This window comes from Pseudomonas sp. TE3786, assembly GCF_054057335.1.
The window spans coordinates 82,182-97,918 of record NZ_JBSRZF010000012.1 but is presented as its reverse complement, the minus strand read 5'-3'; the positions used below and the strand labels follow the sequence as shown (position 1 = coordinate 97,918).

Below are 15,737 nucleotides of genomic sequence, written 5' to 3'. Positions count from 1 at the left end.
AAAGCTCCTTGGCGTGCCGACCACTCTAGAGCAGCCTGCTCCGCGGGCCAACCCTGAAAACGACAACGCCCGGCAAAGGCCGGGCGCTGTGGATAACGGCTGCTGCAATCAGGCGTTTTTCAGCCGACGCAGGTTGCCGATCACCGACTCCAGGGCGCGGTCGAACAGCAGCGCATCGTCCAGCAGGCGGATGGCGTTGCGGCGAAATTCCACGGCCAGGCCCATGCGGGTTTTCTCCAGCACTTTCATACCGGTGCGGTTAACGAAGATGTACTTGCCGGTGGGCTTGATCACCGCCGCCAGCTTGCAGCGCAGCTTGTGTTCTTCGTCTTCCTGGAACTCGACCCAGCTGCCAACCACCAGGCTATCTACGCGGGCCAGGCCCTCGTCGTCATCCGGCAGCACCACTTCGGGCTCTTGCTCGCGGTTTTCACCAGGAGCCAGGAGGACGATTTCCTCAACCACTTCGATCATCGCCGGAACAGCGACCGCTTCGATTTCCTCTTCCGGCGGCAGCTCCAGCAAGGGCGCGTCGCCGTCCAGACCAGCAGCGATATCGGCGCTGGTCTCTTCAATGGTTTCCGGCAGCGGCCGTTTGAAACGCTGGAACGCCTGCACATGCAGGTTTTCCAGCTGACTGAAAAATTCGCTGGTGGAGAACGGATCGAACGCCGCGCTGGCCATACCTTCGCGCAAGGCCTTGAGCAAACCTGGCACCAACTCCAGCAGGCGCAGACGGGCTTCCGGATCTTCGTGCGGAGCCACGCTCCAGACCAGGTCGTCCATGGTGCTGAGGGCCGCTTCCCACTCCGGCGATTGCACGCCGTGCTTGAGGCAGGTGAGCATCATCACCTTGCTCCAGGCTTCCTGCAGGAGACGCACCACCACTTCCGGCAGAGTTTTGCCCAGCAGACGCTCGTTCAGCGCGTGCTCCACTTCGCGACGGGCCAGTTCGGCCTTGGCGCTGCCTTCTTCAGCGTCACGGGTACGCTGCTCCAGCAGTTCGCTACGGCGGCGCTCGTCGCCGGTAAAGGCGAGGAAATCGGCCAACAGCTCGGAGAAGATCGCCGGGTCGTCAACAAAGTCGTTGAGCAGGCGCTGCACCACACCTTCGATTTTCTGGTACAGGCTGTCGCGCTGGGCGTCATCCTGCTCCGCCCAGCCCAGGGCTGCAGCGGCAATTTCGTTGAGCAGACGGCGCGCCGGATGGCTGCCGCGGCTGAAAAAGGTCTTGTCCAGCACCGCCACTTTCAACATCGGAATCTGCAAACGGCCGATCAGGGCCTTGAGCGAATCCGACAGGGTGCGGTCGTCGAGAATGAACTCGAACAGCATCGACACCAGATTGATCACATCTTCATCAACCTCACCGACCACCCGCGACTTGCCGCTCTTGGCGCTGGCGCGCACCAACAGTTGCTCGAGCTGGTTGCGTAGGTCGAAGTCGTCCTGCACGGCGGTAGTGAAGGCTGGGCGCTGCTGCATATGGGAGAGCAGGCGCATCAGGTCATTACTGGAAATCGGCAGAGCGTCGGCAGGCGCTTCGCGGCGCGGTACGCCGCTGCCACGCACTTGCGACAACAGCTCCTGCAACACGCCAAACACTTCCTGCACGCCTTCGTCGACGTAACCGCCAGCCTGACTGGCTTCACCGCCAGCGCTGCTAACTGAACCACGACCGCCAGTAACAGGCGGGCCGGTTTTGCGGCGCACAGGCGCGGTTTTCAATTCAGGCAAGACGCCAGCATCGATCAGTTGCTGGTTGGTATCGGCATACAGCTGATCGAGATCGGTAAGAACGTATTTCTCGAACAGCTTGAGAATGATCAGCTTGACCTTGATCTCTACGCCCAAACGGCTGCAGGCCTCCAGGAAGTACTCGCAGAGTACGGTGGGGCCCAGCGGGTTGGTTTTGTCGTCAAGCTTCTTGCTGACCATCGCATTGATGCGGGTGGTCAGGTGACCGAGGGCGACCGCATCGCGGCTCATCACCTTGGCCACCATGGAGTCGATGGCGACGGTTTCTTCCAGCTCGTCGTTCTGAATCAGCGCCAGGGTGTCGAACGACACGGCATCCAGCTGCGGCGCACGGCCGATTTCGTACTGATTGAGGTTGGCGAAGGTTTCGAAGACTTTCTGCAGGAAGCCGCGTTCGATGCCCTTGCGCTTCAGACGCAGGTCACGCATGGCCTCGAAAAAGGCGTTTTGCTCAGCGTTGCTGGTGGCGCGGTCAGCCATCTCGAAGAGGGTGTCATCCGCGTTGTCGAACAGCGCCTGCAAGGCTTGTTTCAGCTGCTGAGCAGCTTTGTCGCGCACGTGAATGAGTGCCACGGGCAGCCTCCCCGCCGGTGATGTTGGCGAGTGCTCGGGAGCAACCTTATTAAGGTGCACCACTTTCGCATCAGTCATTGCAACTCTCCCGCAGACCGGCCTTCTGGCTCTCACATCTGCATAACGATCAACTGAGCGTCATCCGTTACGTCAAAGGCATGGCGTCAATAATAAGCAGTAAAAGCGATTATAGAGAGGCCGAGCAAGATAAAACCCTACTTCTTGCCCAGATATGACCTACATCACACATGTACCGCATCTGGTTACGAACGGCTACTGACTGACGACCAACGCGCGATAAGACGCACAGTTTTACCCACATAAATGGCACTAGCCAGAGGCCTTCGCCTCTTTATAATCGCCCCCATACGAAATGGGAGCCCCCAATGCCGAACCTACTCCTCGCCGACCTTGGCGCAGAAATTCAAGCCAACGTACGCCGAGCGCTACGAGAAGACGTCGGCAGCGGCGATATCACCGCCCAACTGATCCCCGCCGAACGCCTGGCCCACGCCACCATCATTACCCGCGACGCCGCCGTCATAGCCGGCAGCGCATGGGTTGACAACGTATTCGCCCAAATAGATCCCCGCGTCGCAGTGCATTGGCAAGTCCGCGACGGTGAGCGCGTGCAGCCTAACCAGCCTTTGTTTCATCTCGAAGGCCCCGCCCGCGCCCTGTTGACCGGCGAGCGCAGCGCCTTGAACTTCCTGCAAACCCTCTCCGCCGTCGCCACCCGCTGCCGCCACTACGCCGACATCGTCGACGGCACCGGGGTAAAACTGCTCGACACTCGTAAAACCCTGCCCGGCCTGCGTCTGGCGCAGAAGTACGCCGTTACCCAAGGTGGCTGCCATAACCATCGCATCGGCCTGTACGACGCTTTCTTGATAAAAGAAAACCACATCGCCGCCTGCGGCGGCATTGCCCAGGCGATTCAGGCCGCGCATGGCATTGCTCCGGGCAAGCCGGTGGAGGTGGAAGTAGAGAGCCTGGCTGAACTGCAACAAGCACTGGATGCGGGGGCGGACATCATCATGCTCGACGAACTCAGCCTGGATGAAATGCGTACGGCGGTGGCGATGACGGCCGGGAAGGCAAAACTCGAAGCTTCTGGTGGGATTAATGAGACGACGCTGCGGGTTATTGCGGAGACGGGAGTGGATTACATCTCCATTGGCACGCTGACCAAGGATGTTAAGGCGGTGGATTTGTCGATGCGGTTGAGTATTTGATCTGCGATTTGCGCCCATAAAAAATCCCGCTCATGCGGGATTTTTTATGGGCTGGGGTTGCGCCTATTTGTCAGTACCAGGACCCGGCACTAACAGACGCCCGAAGGGAACATTAGGGAATAACTTTTTCGCAACGGCCACCTGCTCAAGGAATCCTGCTCGGTAGCTCTCTTCGTAACAGATCTCCAGTTCACGCAAGGTTTCTCGTGCGCCAGCCTCGTTGCCATCAATCATCTGCACAACAGCCAATCTGGAGACAATTTGAGGATAAGGAAGCAACTGACGAAAACGCGGCAGAATCTCGCGCTCCTTTGGCAAGGAAACAAGCGAGATATCGAAGTTGGCGAAGTACAGTGCGTACCCGAAAGGCTCCAGCAAAGGGTCACGGATCATGGAGTCCACAAACGCGTACTCCTGCTGTTGCACCGGCGCGCGCAGAAAATACTGGCGATAACTCCATACCGTGCGCTCAACCAGTGGCAGGTACACCACCGCCACAAATAAAGTGACCAGTAAGGCGGCTATGGAGAATAGCCGCCCCTGCTTCAGTTTGACGGTTACCGCAGCCCCGCCGAGAGCGCCAATCAGCACCATGTTCAGCGCCAGAAAATGCATCATCCACATTGGAAATTCGATCAGGCCGTAAATCTGGATCGTCAGCAATACCAGCGCAGGAAGCAGTCGCACCTGATCTTTTGAAACCTGCCAGAAGGCTTTGGCTGCAAGCGCAAACATAGCCAACAGCCATACCAAGCCTGCAACCCCTAGCTCAACGACAACTTGCATCGGCGAGCTATGCGAATGCACAAACAAAGCGCCCGCAGAGGAAGTACCCGCCAACACATGCTGTTCGTAACTGCGCACCGCGTAATTACCAATACCGATACCGCCCCAGAAATTCTGACGGATCAACTCCAAGGTTACTCGCCACTCATTCAAACGTTGCGAGCTACTCAGCCCGCGACTGATCACATCGCTCTCAGCCGTACCGGCACCACGCACCCAGCCCCACTTGAGTACCAGAGCGTAGAACCACTGATCGAACAGGAAATACAGAGGACGAAATGCCCAATAAAAGGCGAAGCCTGCCACCATCACCCATAGCCAACGATCGACCCCAGCAACATTCCTCCGCGCGAACAGCACCGCAACAATGGCCACCCAGGCAACCAGAACACCGCGATTCCCCGAGGCAATAATGCCAGTCGTAAGCACCACCACTGACAACGCGCACAGCCACAATGCAATGCGGCGAGCACCAGCCAGCCAGCCGGCAGCCAACAATCCAAAAAAGCTGATAAACGCGAAAAAGTTACTGTGGCCGACCAAACCGGTCATTCGCCCAGTATTAGGCTCAGGCACATAGGCGCGCCAAGTGCTGCCGAGCAAGCCGTAAAACCGTAGGAAGCCGCCAACAGCGCAGATCAATGCAATAGCCAGAAGAGCAAAGGCCAATTTTTCAGCCCAACGCACACTTTGCTGCTCCCACTGGATCTGGTCGCCTATTAATAGCGCCAACAGGCCTATGAACCAGAACGCCGCCATCAGCAACTTGCTAGCTACAAACGGTTGAGGGTGCAGCCACCCTGAAACAGCCCCCAACACGCCAAGCGCTACCCACATCACCAACCATATTGAAAGGCGTAGCTCGGTGGCCCGCCAAAACAAAACAGCCACTGCGATCAGCACACCTAAGGCGACCAAAAGCTCTTCGATAAAGTTGGCGAGCGGGAAAACATGCATCGGCTGACAAAAGCCAATACCCACTGCTAGGAGCACAAGCATAAACGCGCGTTGCGCGGCTGCGACGTTAGACATTCAGGGGAACTCTATGACAATTTTGGTCACTCGCTTTTCAAGCCATCGCGGCAAGCGTGTGAATTCGGAGCCAATCATTGGCAACGGCGCACAGACTACAAGGAAGCGCCGCTGAAAGCGCATGAGAACTTCACAGTCGTAGGCCCGATAGCTTTTTTCAGCATGCTCGCCCGCATGAATCGTCCATTGAACGACCAAAAAGCTGCCGCCTTCGCCCTCCGGAATTAGCGGCCCCTCAACTATTTTTCGAGTCGATGTATTTGTTGGCAAGGCGCTTGCACTATCGACATCCAGCTGCGGAGCACGCAGTAACGCATAATCGAATCCAACTGGAGACATCCATGAAAGCTCAAATTCAGAAAGGTTTTACCCTTATCGAACTGATGATCGTTGTTGCGATCATCGGTATTCTGGCCGCCATCGCCATCCCGGCTTACCAGAACTACATCGGCCGCTCTGAAGCAGCCACCGGCCTGGCAGCTATTGCTCCTCTGAAAACCGGCGTTGAAGATGCTTTCGCTCAAGGCCTCGGCGGCGCTAGCGTTACCCTGCCACGTCTGGGTACCTCCCAAACTGCCAGCCCGCTGGGCGGCATCGCAATCGATGGTTCGGGTTTCCAAAACGACGGTTCGGGTTCGTTGAGCTTCACTTTCGGTAACAAAGTTAACCAAGCTGGCAAATCCGGCCCTAAAACTGTAGACAAAGTCATCACCCTGGCCCGCGACTCCAACGGCACCTGGAGCTGCACTACCGATCTGGTTGCTGACTTCGCTCCTCGCAACTGCGCCACCAAGTAATACTTAAGCCATAAAACTAAGGCGCCCACGGGCGCCTTAGTTTTTTCCGTAACACCCAAAGCCCTTCGCTTCGCTTCATATAGCATTTAGGCTATAACCCCTCTACATACTCCAAGCACACAGCCAACCAATGAATGACAAACCCATGCTGACCGGTTTAGCCAAGCAATTGGTGCTGGCTGAACTGCTCGATGAAAAAAGCGCCCAGCAGGCGCACGCTCAAGCGCAGCGAAACAAGATTTCGCTGGTGACCTATCTGGTCCAGAACAAACTGGTCAAAAGCCGCCAACTCGCCGAAGTCGCCGCAGACCAATTTGGTGTGGCCTTCCTCGACCTGAGCAGCATTGACAAAGAAAGTCAGCCCAAAGACCTGGTAACGGAAAAGCTACTGCGCCAGCACCGCGCCATTCCACTTTGGAAGCGTGGTAACAAACTCTTCGTGGGCATTTCCGATCCCACCAACCATCAGGCCGTTACCGATATTCAATTCAGCACCGGCTTGAACACCGAAGCCGTACTGGTTGAAGACGACAAACTGGGCGACGCCATTGAAAAGTTCTTCGATGCTGCCAACAGCGGTATGGACGATCTGGGCGATGTCGACCTGGATGGCGTCGATATCCAGGCCGTCGATGAAGACAAGCAAGACAGCGGCGACGGCAATGCGGCCGACGACGCTCCAGTTGTACGCTTCGTCAACAAGATGCTGCTGGACGCCATCAAGATGGGCTCGTCCGACCTGCACTTCGAACCCTATGAGAAAAGCTACCGCGTGCGCTTTCGTACCGACGGCATTCTTCACGAAATTGCCCGCCCGCCCATTCAGTTGGCCCCGCGAATTTCTGCCCGCTTGAAGGTTATGGCCAGCCTGGATATTTCCGAGCGCCGTAAACCGCAAGACGGCCGCATCAAGATGCGCATTTCGAAAACCAAATCCATCGATTTCCGCGTCAGCACCTGCCCTACGCTCTGGGGCGAAAAGATCGTAATGCGGATTCTCGACTCCTCCAGTGCGCAAATGGGTATCGATGCCCTTGGCTACGAGGAAGCGCAGAAAGACCTGTATATGTCCGCGCTAAAACAGCCGCAAGGCATGATCCTGGTAACCGGCCCGACTGGCTCCGGCAAAACCGTGTCCCTGTATACCGGCCTGAATATCCTCAATACCGTCGACGTGAATATTTCCACCGCCGAAGACCCGGTGGAAATCAACCTGGAAGGTATCAACCAGGTCAACGTCAACCCGAAACAGGGTATGGACTTTACCGCCGCCTTGAAATCGTTCCTGCGTCAGGACCCCGACATCATCATGGTCGGCGAGATCCGAGATCTGGACACGGCATCGATTGCAGTTAAAGCGGCACAGACCGGCCATATGGTGATGTCGACGCTGCACACCAACAGCGCCGCAGAAACACTGACACGCTTGCGCAATATGGGTGTTCCGTCTTTCAACATCGCCACATCGGTAAACCTGATCATTGCCCAGCGCCTCGCGCGCAAGCTCTGCAACAACTGCAAGAAAGAGGTGCCGGTGCCGACAGAAACCCTGCTCGAAGAGGGTTTCCCGGAAGACAAGATCGGCACATTCAAAATTTACGGCCCCGTAGGCTGCGATAACTGCAACCACGGTTACAAAGGCCGCGTCGGAATATATGAAGTGGTTAAAAACACGCCTGCGCTGCAACGGATTATCATGGAGGAAGGCAACTCCATCGATATTTCGACGCAAATGCGTAAAGACGGCTTCAATGACCTGCGCACTTCGGCTTTGCTGAAGGCCATGCAAGGTGTCACCAGCCTCGAAGAAGTGAACCGCGTCACTAAGGACTAATTCATGGCCGTTAAAGCATTAAAGACCAGCACCTTCAGCTGGGAAGGCACCGACAAAAAAGGCGCCAAGGTAAAAGGTGAAATAGCCGGCCAGAACCCAGCCCTGGTGAAAGCACAGCTGCGTAAGCAAGGTGTCAACCCAACCAAAGTGCGCAAAAAGGCGGTCTCGCTGTTTGGCAAAGGCAAGAAGATCAAGCCTTTGGATATCGCTATGTTCGCCCGTCAGATGGCGACCATGATGAAGGCTGGTGTGCCATTGCTGCAGTCCTTCGACATTATTGCCGAGGGCGTTGAAAACCCGAACATGCGCAAGCTGGTCGAGGACATCAAACAACAAGTTGCTGCGGGTAATAGTTTCGCCACCGCTCTGCGCACGCAGCCCCTGTACTTCGATGACCTGTTCTGCAACTTGGTAGATGCCGGCGAACAAGCCGGTGCTCTGGAAAGCCTGCTGGATCGTATTGCCACCTACAAAGAAAAAACCGAACAACTGAAAGCCAAGATCAAAAAGGCGATGAATTACCCCATCGCCGTAATTGTTGTGGCGCTGATCGTATCGGCGATTCTGCTGATTAAAGTGGTTCCTCAGTTCCAGTCAGTGTTCTCTGGTTTTGGTGCAGAACTTCCAGCGTTTACCCTTTGGGTGATTCACTTGTCCGAGGCCCTGCAAACCTGGTGGTTCGTAATTGTGGTCGGCATCTTCGGAGCAGCTTTTGGCATCAAACAGATGTTTCAGCGTTCGCAAAAAGTGCGAGATGGCTTTGATCGCGGCATTCTGAAAATGCCAGTGGTGGGCGACATCATCTACAAGTCGTCGATTGCCCGTTTTGCTCGAACACTGTCTACCACCTTTGCGGCGGGCGTCCCCTTGGTTGAGGCGTTGGACTCGGTAGCCGGTGCCACCGGCAACATCGTGTTCAAGAACGCGACAAACAAGGTCAAGTCCGACGTATCTACCGGTATGCAGCTCAACTTCTCGATGCGCACCACGGGTGTCTTCCCGTCGATGGCTATTCAAATGACGGCGATTGGTGAAGAGTCGGGCGCTCTGGATAGCATGTTGGACAAAGTGGCCACTTACTACGAAGAAGAAGTCGACAATATGGTGGATGGCCTTACCGCACTGATGGAACCCATGATCATGTCCGTCCTGGGCGTACTGGTGGGCGGTCTGGTAATCGCCATGTACCTGCCAATCTTCAAACTGGGTGCCGTGGTTTAACAATGCCCTTTATCGACTTCCTGGCCAGCTCAACGCTGGCCTTTGTTTTTTGCGCCCTTATCTTCGGCCTCCTGGTCGGCAGCTTCCTCAACGTGGTGGTCTACCGCCTCCCCGTGATGATGAAGCGCGATTGGCAAAACCAGGCGCGGGAAATTCTCGAGCTGCCGGCCGAGCCCAAGGGCGAAACCTTCAATCTGGTGCTGCCGAACTCGCGCTGCCCGCACTGTGAGCATGAAATCCAGGCGCTGGAAAATATCCCGGTTGTTAGCTGGCTGGCCCTGCGAGGCAAATGCTCGTCGTGCCAGGCACCGATCAGTAAACGCTACCCGTTGGTGGAGCTGACCTGCGGTCTGCTCTCGGCCTATGTGGCGTATCACTTCGGTTTCAACTGGCAAGCCGGTGCCATGCTGTTGCTGACCTGGGGCCTGTTGGCGATGAGCCTGATCGATATCGATCACCAGCTGTTGCCGGACGATCTGGTGCTGCCACTGCTGTGGGTCGGCCTGCTCGTCAATCAGTTCGGCCTGTTCGCCAGCCCGCAGGATGCGCTGTTTGGTGCCATCGCTGGCTACCTCAGCCTGTGGTCGGTGTATTGGCTGTTCAAGCTGGTCACCGGCAAGGAAGGCATGGGTTATGGCGACTTCAAGTTGCTGGCCATGCTCGGTGCTTGGGGTGGTTGGCAGGTGTTGCCGCTGACCATTCTGCTGTCATCGCTGGTCGGTGCAGTATTGGGGGTGATCATGCTGCGTTTGCGTAATGCCGAAACCAGCACACCAATCCCCTTCGGCCCCTACCTGGCAATTGCTGGCTGGATTGCTTTGCTCTGGGGTGATCAAATAACCGGCACCTATCTCCAAATCGCCGGATTTAAATGACCACACCTTGGATTCTCGGGCTCACTGGCGGCATCGGCAGTGGCAAGAGCGCGGTAGCCCAGCACTTTATCGACCTCGGCGTGCATTGTGTGGACGCCGATCACGCCGCGCGCTGGGTGGTGGAGCCGGGTAAACCGGCCTTGGCGGCCATCACCGCGCACTTCGGTCCTGAGGTATTGCAGGCCAATGGCGAGCTGGACCGCGCCGCCCTGCGCGCCCGCATCTTTCAGGCCCCTGACGAGCGCCGCTGGCTGGAAGCGCTGCTGCATCCGCTGATCGGCGCAGAGATTATCGCCAGCCTGGCCAGTGCAAAATCCCCTTACGCCATCCTGGTCTCGCCGCTATTGGTCGAGTCCGGGCAACACAAGCTGACTCAGCGTGTGCTGGTGGTGGACGCCCCCGAGCACCTGCAATTGCAGCGCACCATGCGGCGTGATCAGGTGTCAGAGGAGCAGGTGAACGCCATTCTCAAGGCCCAGGCCCTGCGCGAAGAACGCCTGAAACATGCCGACGACGTGTTGCTCAATGACCGCGATCTACCCTGGCTGCAGAGCGAAGTTGAACGCCTGCACCGTTTTTATCTCACCCTTCATGGAGGCCAGCCATGAGCCAAGCTCCAATCGTTAAATGCCCAACCTGCGGCGCGCCCGTCGAGTGGGGCCCGCAAAGTGCCAGCCGACCGTTCTGCAGCGAGCGCTGCAAGCTGATCGACCTCGGTGCCTGGGCGGCCGAAGAACACGCCATCCCCGGCAACCCACTGGAAGACGAGCTGTTTTCCAGCGACCTCGATATCCCGCCGCAGCGCCACTGAGGCCCTCGCCTCAATAAAAGTCAGGGCCGCATAAAGCTGTAATCGCGGTCGTCGTCCAGGTTATCCGCCAGAAATTGCAGCTCCTGCGCCAGGTCGGCAGGGCTGCGATAGCCCTTGCTCTGCTCCACCACTGCACTGAGCAGCGCGCGCAATGCCAATCCTGGCTCGAAGCCCTTTGCGCCCGCCGATTGCAGGCTGCTCTGCATTTGCTCCCTGGCCCATGTATGCACACTCATCGCCCTAACTCCTCCGTTGAATTGCCGTTGTGGCTGCGTTGCAGCGTGGCAAGTGTGCCCGGCGCGCGTCTGACCCAGATCAAGCCCCGGTTCGCTATAAAAGCGGCGAATCAGTCGTCATCTTTCCACGGTGCCTGCAGGTAGCGGTCGCGATTGAAGGTTTCCAGCCACTCCGGCTTGAATACCACCAGAGCGGTGATCAACATGCCGTTGATAAAGGCCTCGGGAAACATCACCAGCCACAGGTAGCCGATAAAATCTTCCAGCCAGAATGGCATCGGAAAACGCTCGTCCAGCCACAGCACCCACAGCCCCAGCAGCACGCAGAGCAAGGCCGCCAGGGCCGCGGGAAAAAAGCCGGAACAGAAGATATAGACGAACAGATTCTGTGACTGTCGACGCTCGACCCACAGCGCACAGACCTCAGTAACCAGTACTGGCACCAGCACCAAGAGCACGCCATTGACGCCTAGCGCCGCCAGATCCTGGCGGCCGATGGCGAACAAGCCAAGCTGGGCAGCCACTCCACCCAGCACGGCCAGGGGCCAGTCGAGCAGCAAGGTGACGGCGGTCATGCCGATGAAATGAAAAGACACCCCCACCTCAAAATCGCGCCGCACCAACCACAGCAGAAACAGTATCAGCACCGTGCCGAACAACAGGTGCTGACGGCGAATATCGCTGAACAACTCCAGCCATGGCGCTCGATAAGCGGCCCAAGCCAAGGCCGGCAAATACACCAACCAGCCAACCGCCAAGGTGGTGGTAGACAACAATTCAGCCGCGATCACGACGGCATCTTCCGCGTCGAATACACCTGAATGTCCTCACGCACCTGCCAGCCAGATTGCGCCGCCCAGAACGCCAAGGCAGGTTCAGCGTCGCTCAATACAAACACATGGGACTTATCCACACCCAACTCACATAGCCGTGCCAGCGCGTCATCGAGCATCGCCTTGGCCAGCCCCTGCCCGCGAAAGGCCGGAGCCACCAGCAGATGCTGCAGGTAACCGCGGCGTCCGTCATGCCCGACCATCAAGCTGCCGAGCAATTGCCCGTCGCGCTCGACCACCAGACTGAGCCCAGGGTTACGTGCGAGATAAGCGCAAAACGGCTCGAAGGCGTCCTCTGCCCGCAGGCGAATGCTCGGCTCGGCCTGCCACAGCGCAAGCAGGGCGGGGTGATCTGCGGGCAGCACAGGGCGAATCGACATAGCTGGCTCCAGCCTGAACGAAATCGCAGTCTACACCGGCCTCGTCTGCGGGCTAAGCTTGCAGGCATGGATGACTCTGAGTACCTGCGTCTACTGACCGATCAAGCCGAACAGGCCAATGCGCTGCTCTCCAATGCACAGAAATGGGAGCGGGAGCGTTGGGTTTGCCGCCGGTTTTTGCAGGCCCTGAATGTGCCGCACCGCCTGGAGGAGTTCAGCGCCGCCAGCCAGGACCCGCCCGACGTGCTGTTCCATGACGCCCATTTCGAGGTGTTTTTTGTCCTCGATGAAGGCCGACGCCTCAACGATGAATGGCGTCAGGAGCTGGAACGACGGCGCAACGCCTACTCCCTCAGTCAGCTGGTCGAACATGAAGCCCGCCCGCGCAAGATCCGCGCCGCCGAGCTGCATAACCGCCTGGCCCCGACCCTGCGCAAGAAAACCGCCAGCTACCGCGAACGCAATATCGACATCGCCAAGCTGGACATGCTCGCCTACGTCAACCTCAAGCGCGAGATCACCGACTTCAACAGCGCGTTCCCACCGCCTACCGAGTTTCTGCATCAAGGCTGGCGCTCGCTATCCGTGTTAGGCCCCAACTTCGCCCGCGTGCTCTTCGCCCACCCTGGAGCACCGGATTTTCTGCGCATCAACCTCGGCCGCACCGTGCTGCTGGATATTGGAATCAGCCTATGAGCGAACTGCTGGAACTTATTGCCGACGTACCGCAACAAGGCGAAGTGCGCTGGATTGGCGTACGGCCGGTAGCGCGGCAACCGATGCTCGAGCTGGATGCCGTGGAACCACGGCGCGAGGCCGGGTTGACCGGCGATCACACCCGCCCCGGCCCGCGCAATGCTCGGCAAGTGACATTGATTCAATGGGAACACCTGGCGGTGATCAGTGCCTTATTAGGACGCCCCGCCGACCAGGCGCTTACCCCGGCTGACATGCGCCGCAATATCGCCGTCAGTGGTATCAATTTATTCAGCTTGAAGAACCGGCGCTTTCGCCTCGGTCAGGCGCTGCTGGAAACCACCGGCTGGTGCCAACCCTGCGCACGGCTGGAACAACGCCTGGGGCGCGGCACCTTTCAGGCAGCCCGCGGACATGGCGGCATTACCGCGCGAGTATTGGAAAGCGGGATTATTCGTTTGCAGGACACGCTTTACGTTGAGCCAGACTAAAACCCACGACTAGAATGCTTTCATCCCACACGAGGCCTGCCATGACCAGCCGACTCAGTCCTGACGATCAGCAACGCGTCGACCAGTACCTCAGTGCGCCACAGCATCAAGTCGAGCGCCGGCCGTTCCGCCCATGGTTTCTTCTCTTCATTGTGTTGGCCTCGGTCATTGGCCTGGGCCTGCTCAGCCGTTTACTTAGTCGGTTAGTGCTATGAGCTGCTTCGCGCTCGCCTTGCCGGCTTGCCCCCGAATCCCTGAAAGCCTTATGAGATATCACCATGTCCCATCGCATCATTATTGTCGGCGGCGGTGCCGGCGGCTTGGAGCTTGCTACCCGCCTGGGTAAGACCCTGGGCAAACGCGACCTGGCGCGCGTCACCCTGGTCGATGCCAACCTCACCCACATCTGGAAACCGCTGCTGCATGAGGTAGCGGCCGGCTCGTTGAACTCATCGGAAGATGAGCTGAACTATGTCGCCCAGGCCAAATGGAACCACTTCGAGTTTCAGTTAGGCCGTATGGAAGGGCTGGATCGCAACGCGAAAAAAATCCGCCTCTCCGCCACCCTGGATGAACAGGGCGATGAGCTGGTCCCGGCGCGCACGCTTGATTACGACAGCCTGGTGATTGCCGTCGGCAGCACCACCAACGATTTCGGCACACCTGGCGCGGCAGAGCACTGCCTGTTTCTCGACACTCGCGTGCAAGCCGAACGTTTCCACCGCCAGCTGCTCAACCACTATATGCGTGCCCACGCCAATCAGACCGACCATGCCGAGCAGATCAGCGTCGCCATCGTCGGTGCCGGCGCTACCGGTGTCGAGCTGGCCGCTGAGCTGCATCACGCCGCCCATGAGCTGGCAGCCTATGGTCTGGACAGCATCAAGCCGGAAAACATGCGCATCACCCTGATCGAAGCGGGCCCGCGTGTGCTGCCAGCCTTGCCCGAGCGCATCGGTCAGCCGGTGCATAAAACTCTGGAGAAACTCGGCGTCACGGTGCTGACCAACGCCGCAGTCAGCGAGGTAACCCGCGATAGCCTGAAGACCGCACAGGGGCAGGATATTCCGGCCAGCCTCAAGGTCTGGGCTGCCGGCATTCGTGCGCCGGACTTTCTCAAGGAGCTGGACGGCCTGGAAAGCAACCGCATCAATCAGCTGCAGGTACGCCCTACCCTGCAGACCACCCGTGACGACAACGTCTTTGCCTTCGGTGATTGCGCGGCCTGCCCGCAGCCCGGTGAGGACGGCCGCAATGTGCCGCCACGCGCCCAGGCGGCGCACCAACAGGCCTCGTTACTGGCCAAATCGCTCAAGCTGCGAATTGAAGGCAAAGCGCTGCCAACCTATCGCTACCGCGACTATGGTTCGCTGATTTCCCTGGCGAGTTTTTCTGCAGTCGGCAACTTGATGGGCAATCTGACCGGCAGCGTAATGCTGGAAGGCTGGTTGGCGCGGATGTTTTACGTATCGCTGTACCGCATGCACCAGATGGCCCTGTACGGTGTGTTCCGCACCATGATGCTGATGCTTAGCGACCGCATCGGTCGTGGCACAGAGCCGCGGTTGAAGCTGCACTGATATTCGATTCACGAAACTCGGAGGAGCGGCTTCAGCCGCGATGCTTTGATCTTTTAAGAGCATCACGGCTGAAGCCGCTCCTACGGGAACTAACCGCTTTAAAAAGCACAAACAAAAAAGGCACCCCGAAGGGTGCCTTTTTTGTTGGATACTCCGTCTTTCAACGTTTTTCCTAAGATTTAACTCTTTAACATCAAGAGCCAAAAATGGTGGGTCGTGTGGGACTCGAACCTACGACCAATTGGTTAAAAGCCAACTGCTCTACCAACTGAGCTAACGACCCAAAAATGGTCGGGGTAAGGGGATTCGAACTCCTGACATCCTGCTCCCAAAGCAGGCGCGCTACCGGACTGCGCTATACCCCGGTTGAAAGATTGGCTCCGCGACCAGGACTCGAACCTGGGACCCAATGATTAACAGTCATTTGCTCTACCGACTGAGCTATCGCGGAACTACTTGCTTCCATCTCTTTACGTCATTTGCTGTTAGGCATTTGCCGTATCGAGGCGCTGCATTTTAAGGATATTCGAAACCCTGTCAACCCCCTAAATAGCTTTTAAGACAATGATTTGCAGCAACGTGATCGCCACTCTATGTTT

17 protein-coding genes and 3 tRNA genes are annotated in these 15,737 nt (G+C 57.7%); 11 read left to right on the top strand and 9 right to left on the bottom strand.

Translation table 11 applies throughout. The annotated features are described in order from the left end of the window. Positions 1 to 108: 108 nt before the first annotated feature. The gene (locus ACVW0Y_RS14615; protein WP_457439039.1) at positions 109 to 2,409 is read right to left on the bottom strand and encodes a DUF1631 domain-containing protein; all 2,301 of its coding nucleotides are present in this window, start codon (positions 2,407 to 2,409) and stop codon (positions 109 to 111) included. 308 nt (positions 2,410 to 2,717) lie between these two features. On the opposite strand from ACVW0Y_RS14615, the gene nadC reads away from it, so the two are divergent. Then, positions 2,718 to 3,566: a carboxylating nicotinate-nucleotide diphosphorylase gene (gene nadC, locus ACVW0Y_RS14610; RefSeq protein ID WP_457439038.1), complete on the top strand. Its 849-nt coding sequence runs from the start codon at positions 2,718 to 2,720 to the stop codon at positions 3,564 to 3,566. 63 nt (positions 3,567 to 3,629) lie between these two features. Here the strand turns inward: nadC and ACVW0Y_RS14605 are convergent, their stop codons facing one another. Together ACVW0Y_RS14605 and ACVW0Y_RS14600 are read right to left on the bottom strand one after the other, a co-directional pair. Next, positions 3,630 to 5,384 (bottom strand): Wzy polymerase domain-containing protein, encoded by a 1,755-nt coding sequence (locus tag ACVW0Y_RS14605; RefSeq protein ID WP_457439037.1) that lies wholly within the window; start codon positions 5,382 to 5,384, stop codon positions 3,630 to 3,632. Continuing rightward, the gene (locus tag ACVW0Y_RS14600; protein ID WP_457439036.1) at positions 5,385 to 5,723 is read right to left on the bottom strand and encodes a hypothetical protein; all 339 of its coding nucleotides are present in this window, start codon (positions 5,721 to 5,723) and stop codon (positions 5,385 to 5,387) included. 2 nt (positions 5,724 to 5,725) lie between these two features. On the opposite strand from ACVW0Y_RS14600, the gene ACVW0Y_RS14595 reads away from it, so the two are divergent. From ACVW0Y_RS14595 to yacG, 6 genes are all read left to right on the top strand, one after another. Then, positions 5,726 to 6,181 carry a pilin gene (locus ACVW0Y_RS14595; RefSeq protein ID WP_457439035.1) on the top strand — a complete coding sequence of 152 codons (456 nt, stop codon included), beginning with the start codon at positions 5,726 to 5,728 and terminating at the stop codon, positions 6,179 to 6,181. A gap of 130 nt (positions 6,182 to 6,311) precedes the next feature. Continuing rightward, positions 6,312 to 8,015, top strand: a complete 1,704-nt coding sequence (gene pilB, locus ACVW0Y_RS14590) for a type IV-A pilus assembly ATPase PilB (protein ID WP_457439034.1) — start codon at positions 6,312 to 6,314, stop codon at positions 8,013 to 8,015. Between the two features lie 3 nt (positions 8,016 to 8,018). Further along, entirely contained in the window at positions 8,019 to 9,236 is a 1,218-nt protein-coding gene (locus ACVW0Y_RS14585; protein ID WP_457439033.1) for a type II secretion system F family protein, read from the top strand. 2 nt (positions 9,237 to 9,238) lie between these two features. Beyond that, positions 9,239 to 10,111: a prepilin peptidase gene (locus ACVW0Y_RS14580; RefSeq protein ID WP_457439032.1), complete on the top strand. Its 873-nt coding sequence runs from the start codon at positions 9,239 to 9,241 to the stop codon at positions 10,109 to 10,111. Further along, a complete protein-coding gene (gene coaE / locus ACVW0Y_RS14575; RefSeq protein WP_457439031.1) occupies positions 10,108 to 10,719 on the top strand; it encodes a dephospho-CoA kinase in 612 nt (203 codons plus the stop codon). Before ACVW0Y_RS14580 ends, coaE begins: the two co-directional genes overlap by 4 nt. Next, on the top strand, positions 10,716 to 10,922 hold the full coding sequence (gene yacG / locus ACVW0Y_RS14570; RefSeq protein WP_108098665.1) for a DNA gyrase inhibitor YacG: 207 nt from the start codon (positions 10,716 to 10,718) through the stop codon (positions 10,920 to 10,922). The genes coaE and yacG overlap by 4 nt, the downstream gene beginning before the upstream one ends. 20 nt (positions 10,923 to 10,942) lie before the next feature. On the opposite strand, the gene ACVW0Y_RS14565 is transcribed toward yacG, so the two are convergent. The 3 genes from ACVW0Y_RS14565 to ACVW0Y_RS14555 form a co-directional block, all read right to left on the bottom strand. Further along, entirely contained in the window at positions 10,943 to 11,158 is a 216-nt protein-coding gene (locus ACVW0Y_RS14565) for a hypothetical protein (RefSeq protein ID WP_457439030.1), read from the bottom strand. A 110-nt stretch (positions 11,159 to 11,268) separates the two neighbouring features. Beyond that, positions 11,269 to 11,949 carry an energy-coupling factor ABC transporter permease gene (locus ACVW0Y_RS14560; protein ID WP_457439029.1) on the bottom strand — a complete coding sequence of 227 codons (681 nt, stop codon included), beginning with the start codon at positions 11,947 to 11,949 and terminating at the stop codon, positions 11,269 to 11,271. Further along, positions 11,946 to 12,371, bottom strand: coding sequence for a GNAT family N-acetyltransferase (locus ACVW0Y_RS14555; protein WP_457439028.1), 426 nt, complete (start codon positions 12,369 to 12,371; stop codon positions 11,946 to 11,948). The genes ACVW0Y_RS14560 and ACVW0Y_RS14555 overlap by 4 nt, the downstream gene beginning before the upstream one ends. A gap of 66 nt (positions 12,372 to 12,437) precedes the next feature. On the opposite strand from ACVW0Y_RS14555, the gene ACVW0Y_RS14550 reads away from it, so the two are divergent. The 4 genes from ACVW0Y_RS14550 to ACVW0Y_RS14535 all read left to right on the top strand — a co-directional run bounded on the left by ACVW0Y_RS14550 (position 12,438) and on the right by ACVW0Y_RS14535 (position 15,138). Further along, complete coding sequence (locus ACVW0Y_RS14550) at positions 12,438 to 13,067, top strand: DUF1780 domain-containing protein (protein ID WP_457439027.1); 630 nt, start codon at positions 12,438 to 12,440, stop codon at positions 13,065 to 13,067. Then, positions 13,064 to 13,558, top strand: coding sequence for an MOSC domain-containing protein (locus ACVW0Y_RS14545; RefSeq protein WP_457439026.1), 495 nt, complete (start codon positions 13,064 to 13,066; stop codon positions 13,556 to 13,558). The genes ACVW0Y_RS14550 and ACVW0Y_RS14545 overlap by 4 nt, the downstream gene beginning before the upstream one ends. Positions 13,559 to 13,599: 41 nt before the next feature. After that, the gene (locus tag ACVW0Y_RS14540; RefSeq protein WP_108098659.1) at positions 13,600 to 13,773 is read left to right on the top strand and encodes a DUF3094 family protein; all 174 of its coding nucleotides are present in this window, start codon (positions 13,600 to 13,602) and stop codon (positions 13,771 to 13,773) included. Positions 13,774 to 13,836: 63 nt separating this feature from the next. Beyond that, the gene (locus ACVW0Y_RS14535; RefSeq protein ID WP_457439025.1) at positions 13,837 to 15,138 is read left to right on the top strand and encodes an NAD(P)/FAD-dependent oxidoreductase; all 1,302 of its coding nucleotides are present in this window, start codon (positions 13,837 to 13,839) and stop codon (positions 15,136 to 15,138) included. Positions 15,139 to 15,345: 207 nt separating this feature from the next. On the opposite strand, the gene ACVW0Y_RS14530 is transcribed toward ACVW0Y_RS14535, so the two are convergent. The 3 genes from ACVW0Y_RS14530 to ACVW0Y_RS14520 form a co-directional block, all read right to left on the bottom strand. Beyond that, positions 15,346 to 15,421 (bottom strand) — tRNA-Lys (locus ACVW0Y_RS14530). A 5-nt stretch (positions 15,422 to 15,426) separates the two neighbouring features. After that, positions 15,427 to 15,503, bottom strand: a tRNA-Pro gene (locus tag ACVW0Y_RS14525). A 10-nt stretch (positions 15,504 to 15,513) separates the two neighbouring features. Continuing rightward, positions 15,514 to 15,589: transfer RNA gene (locus tag ACVW0Y_RS14520), tRNA-Asn, on the bottom strand. Positions 15,590 to 15,737: the final 148 nt, after the last annotated feature.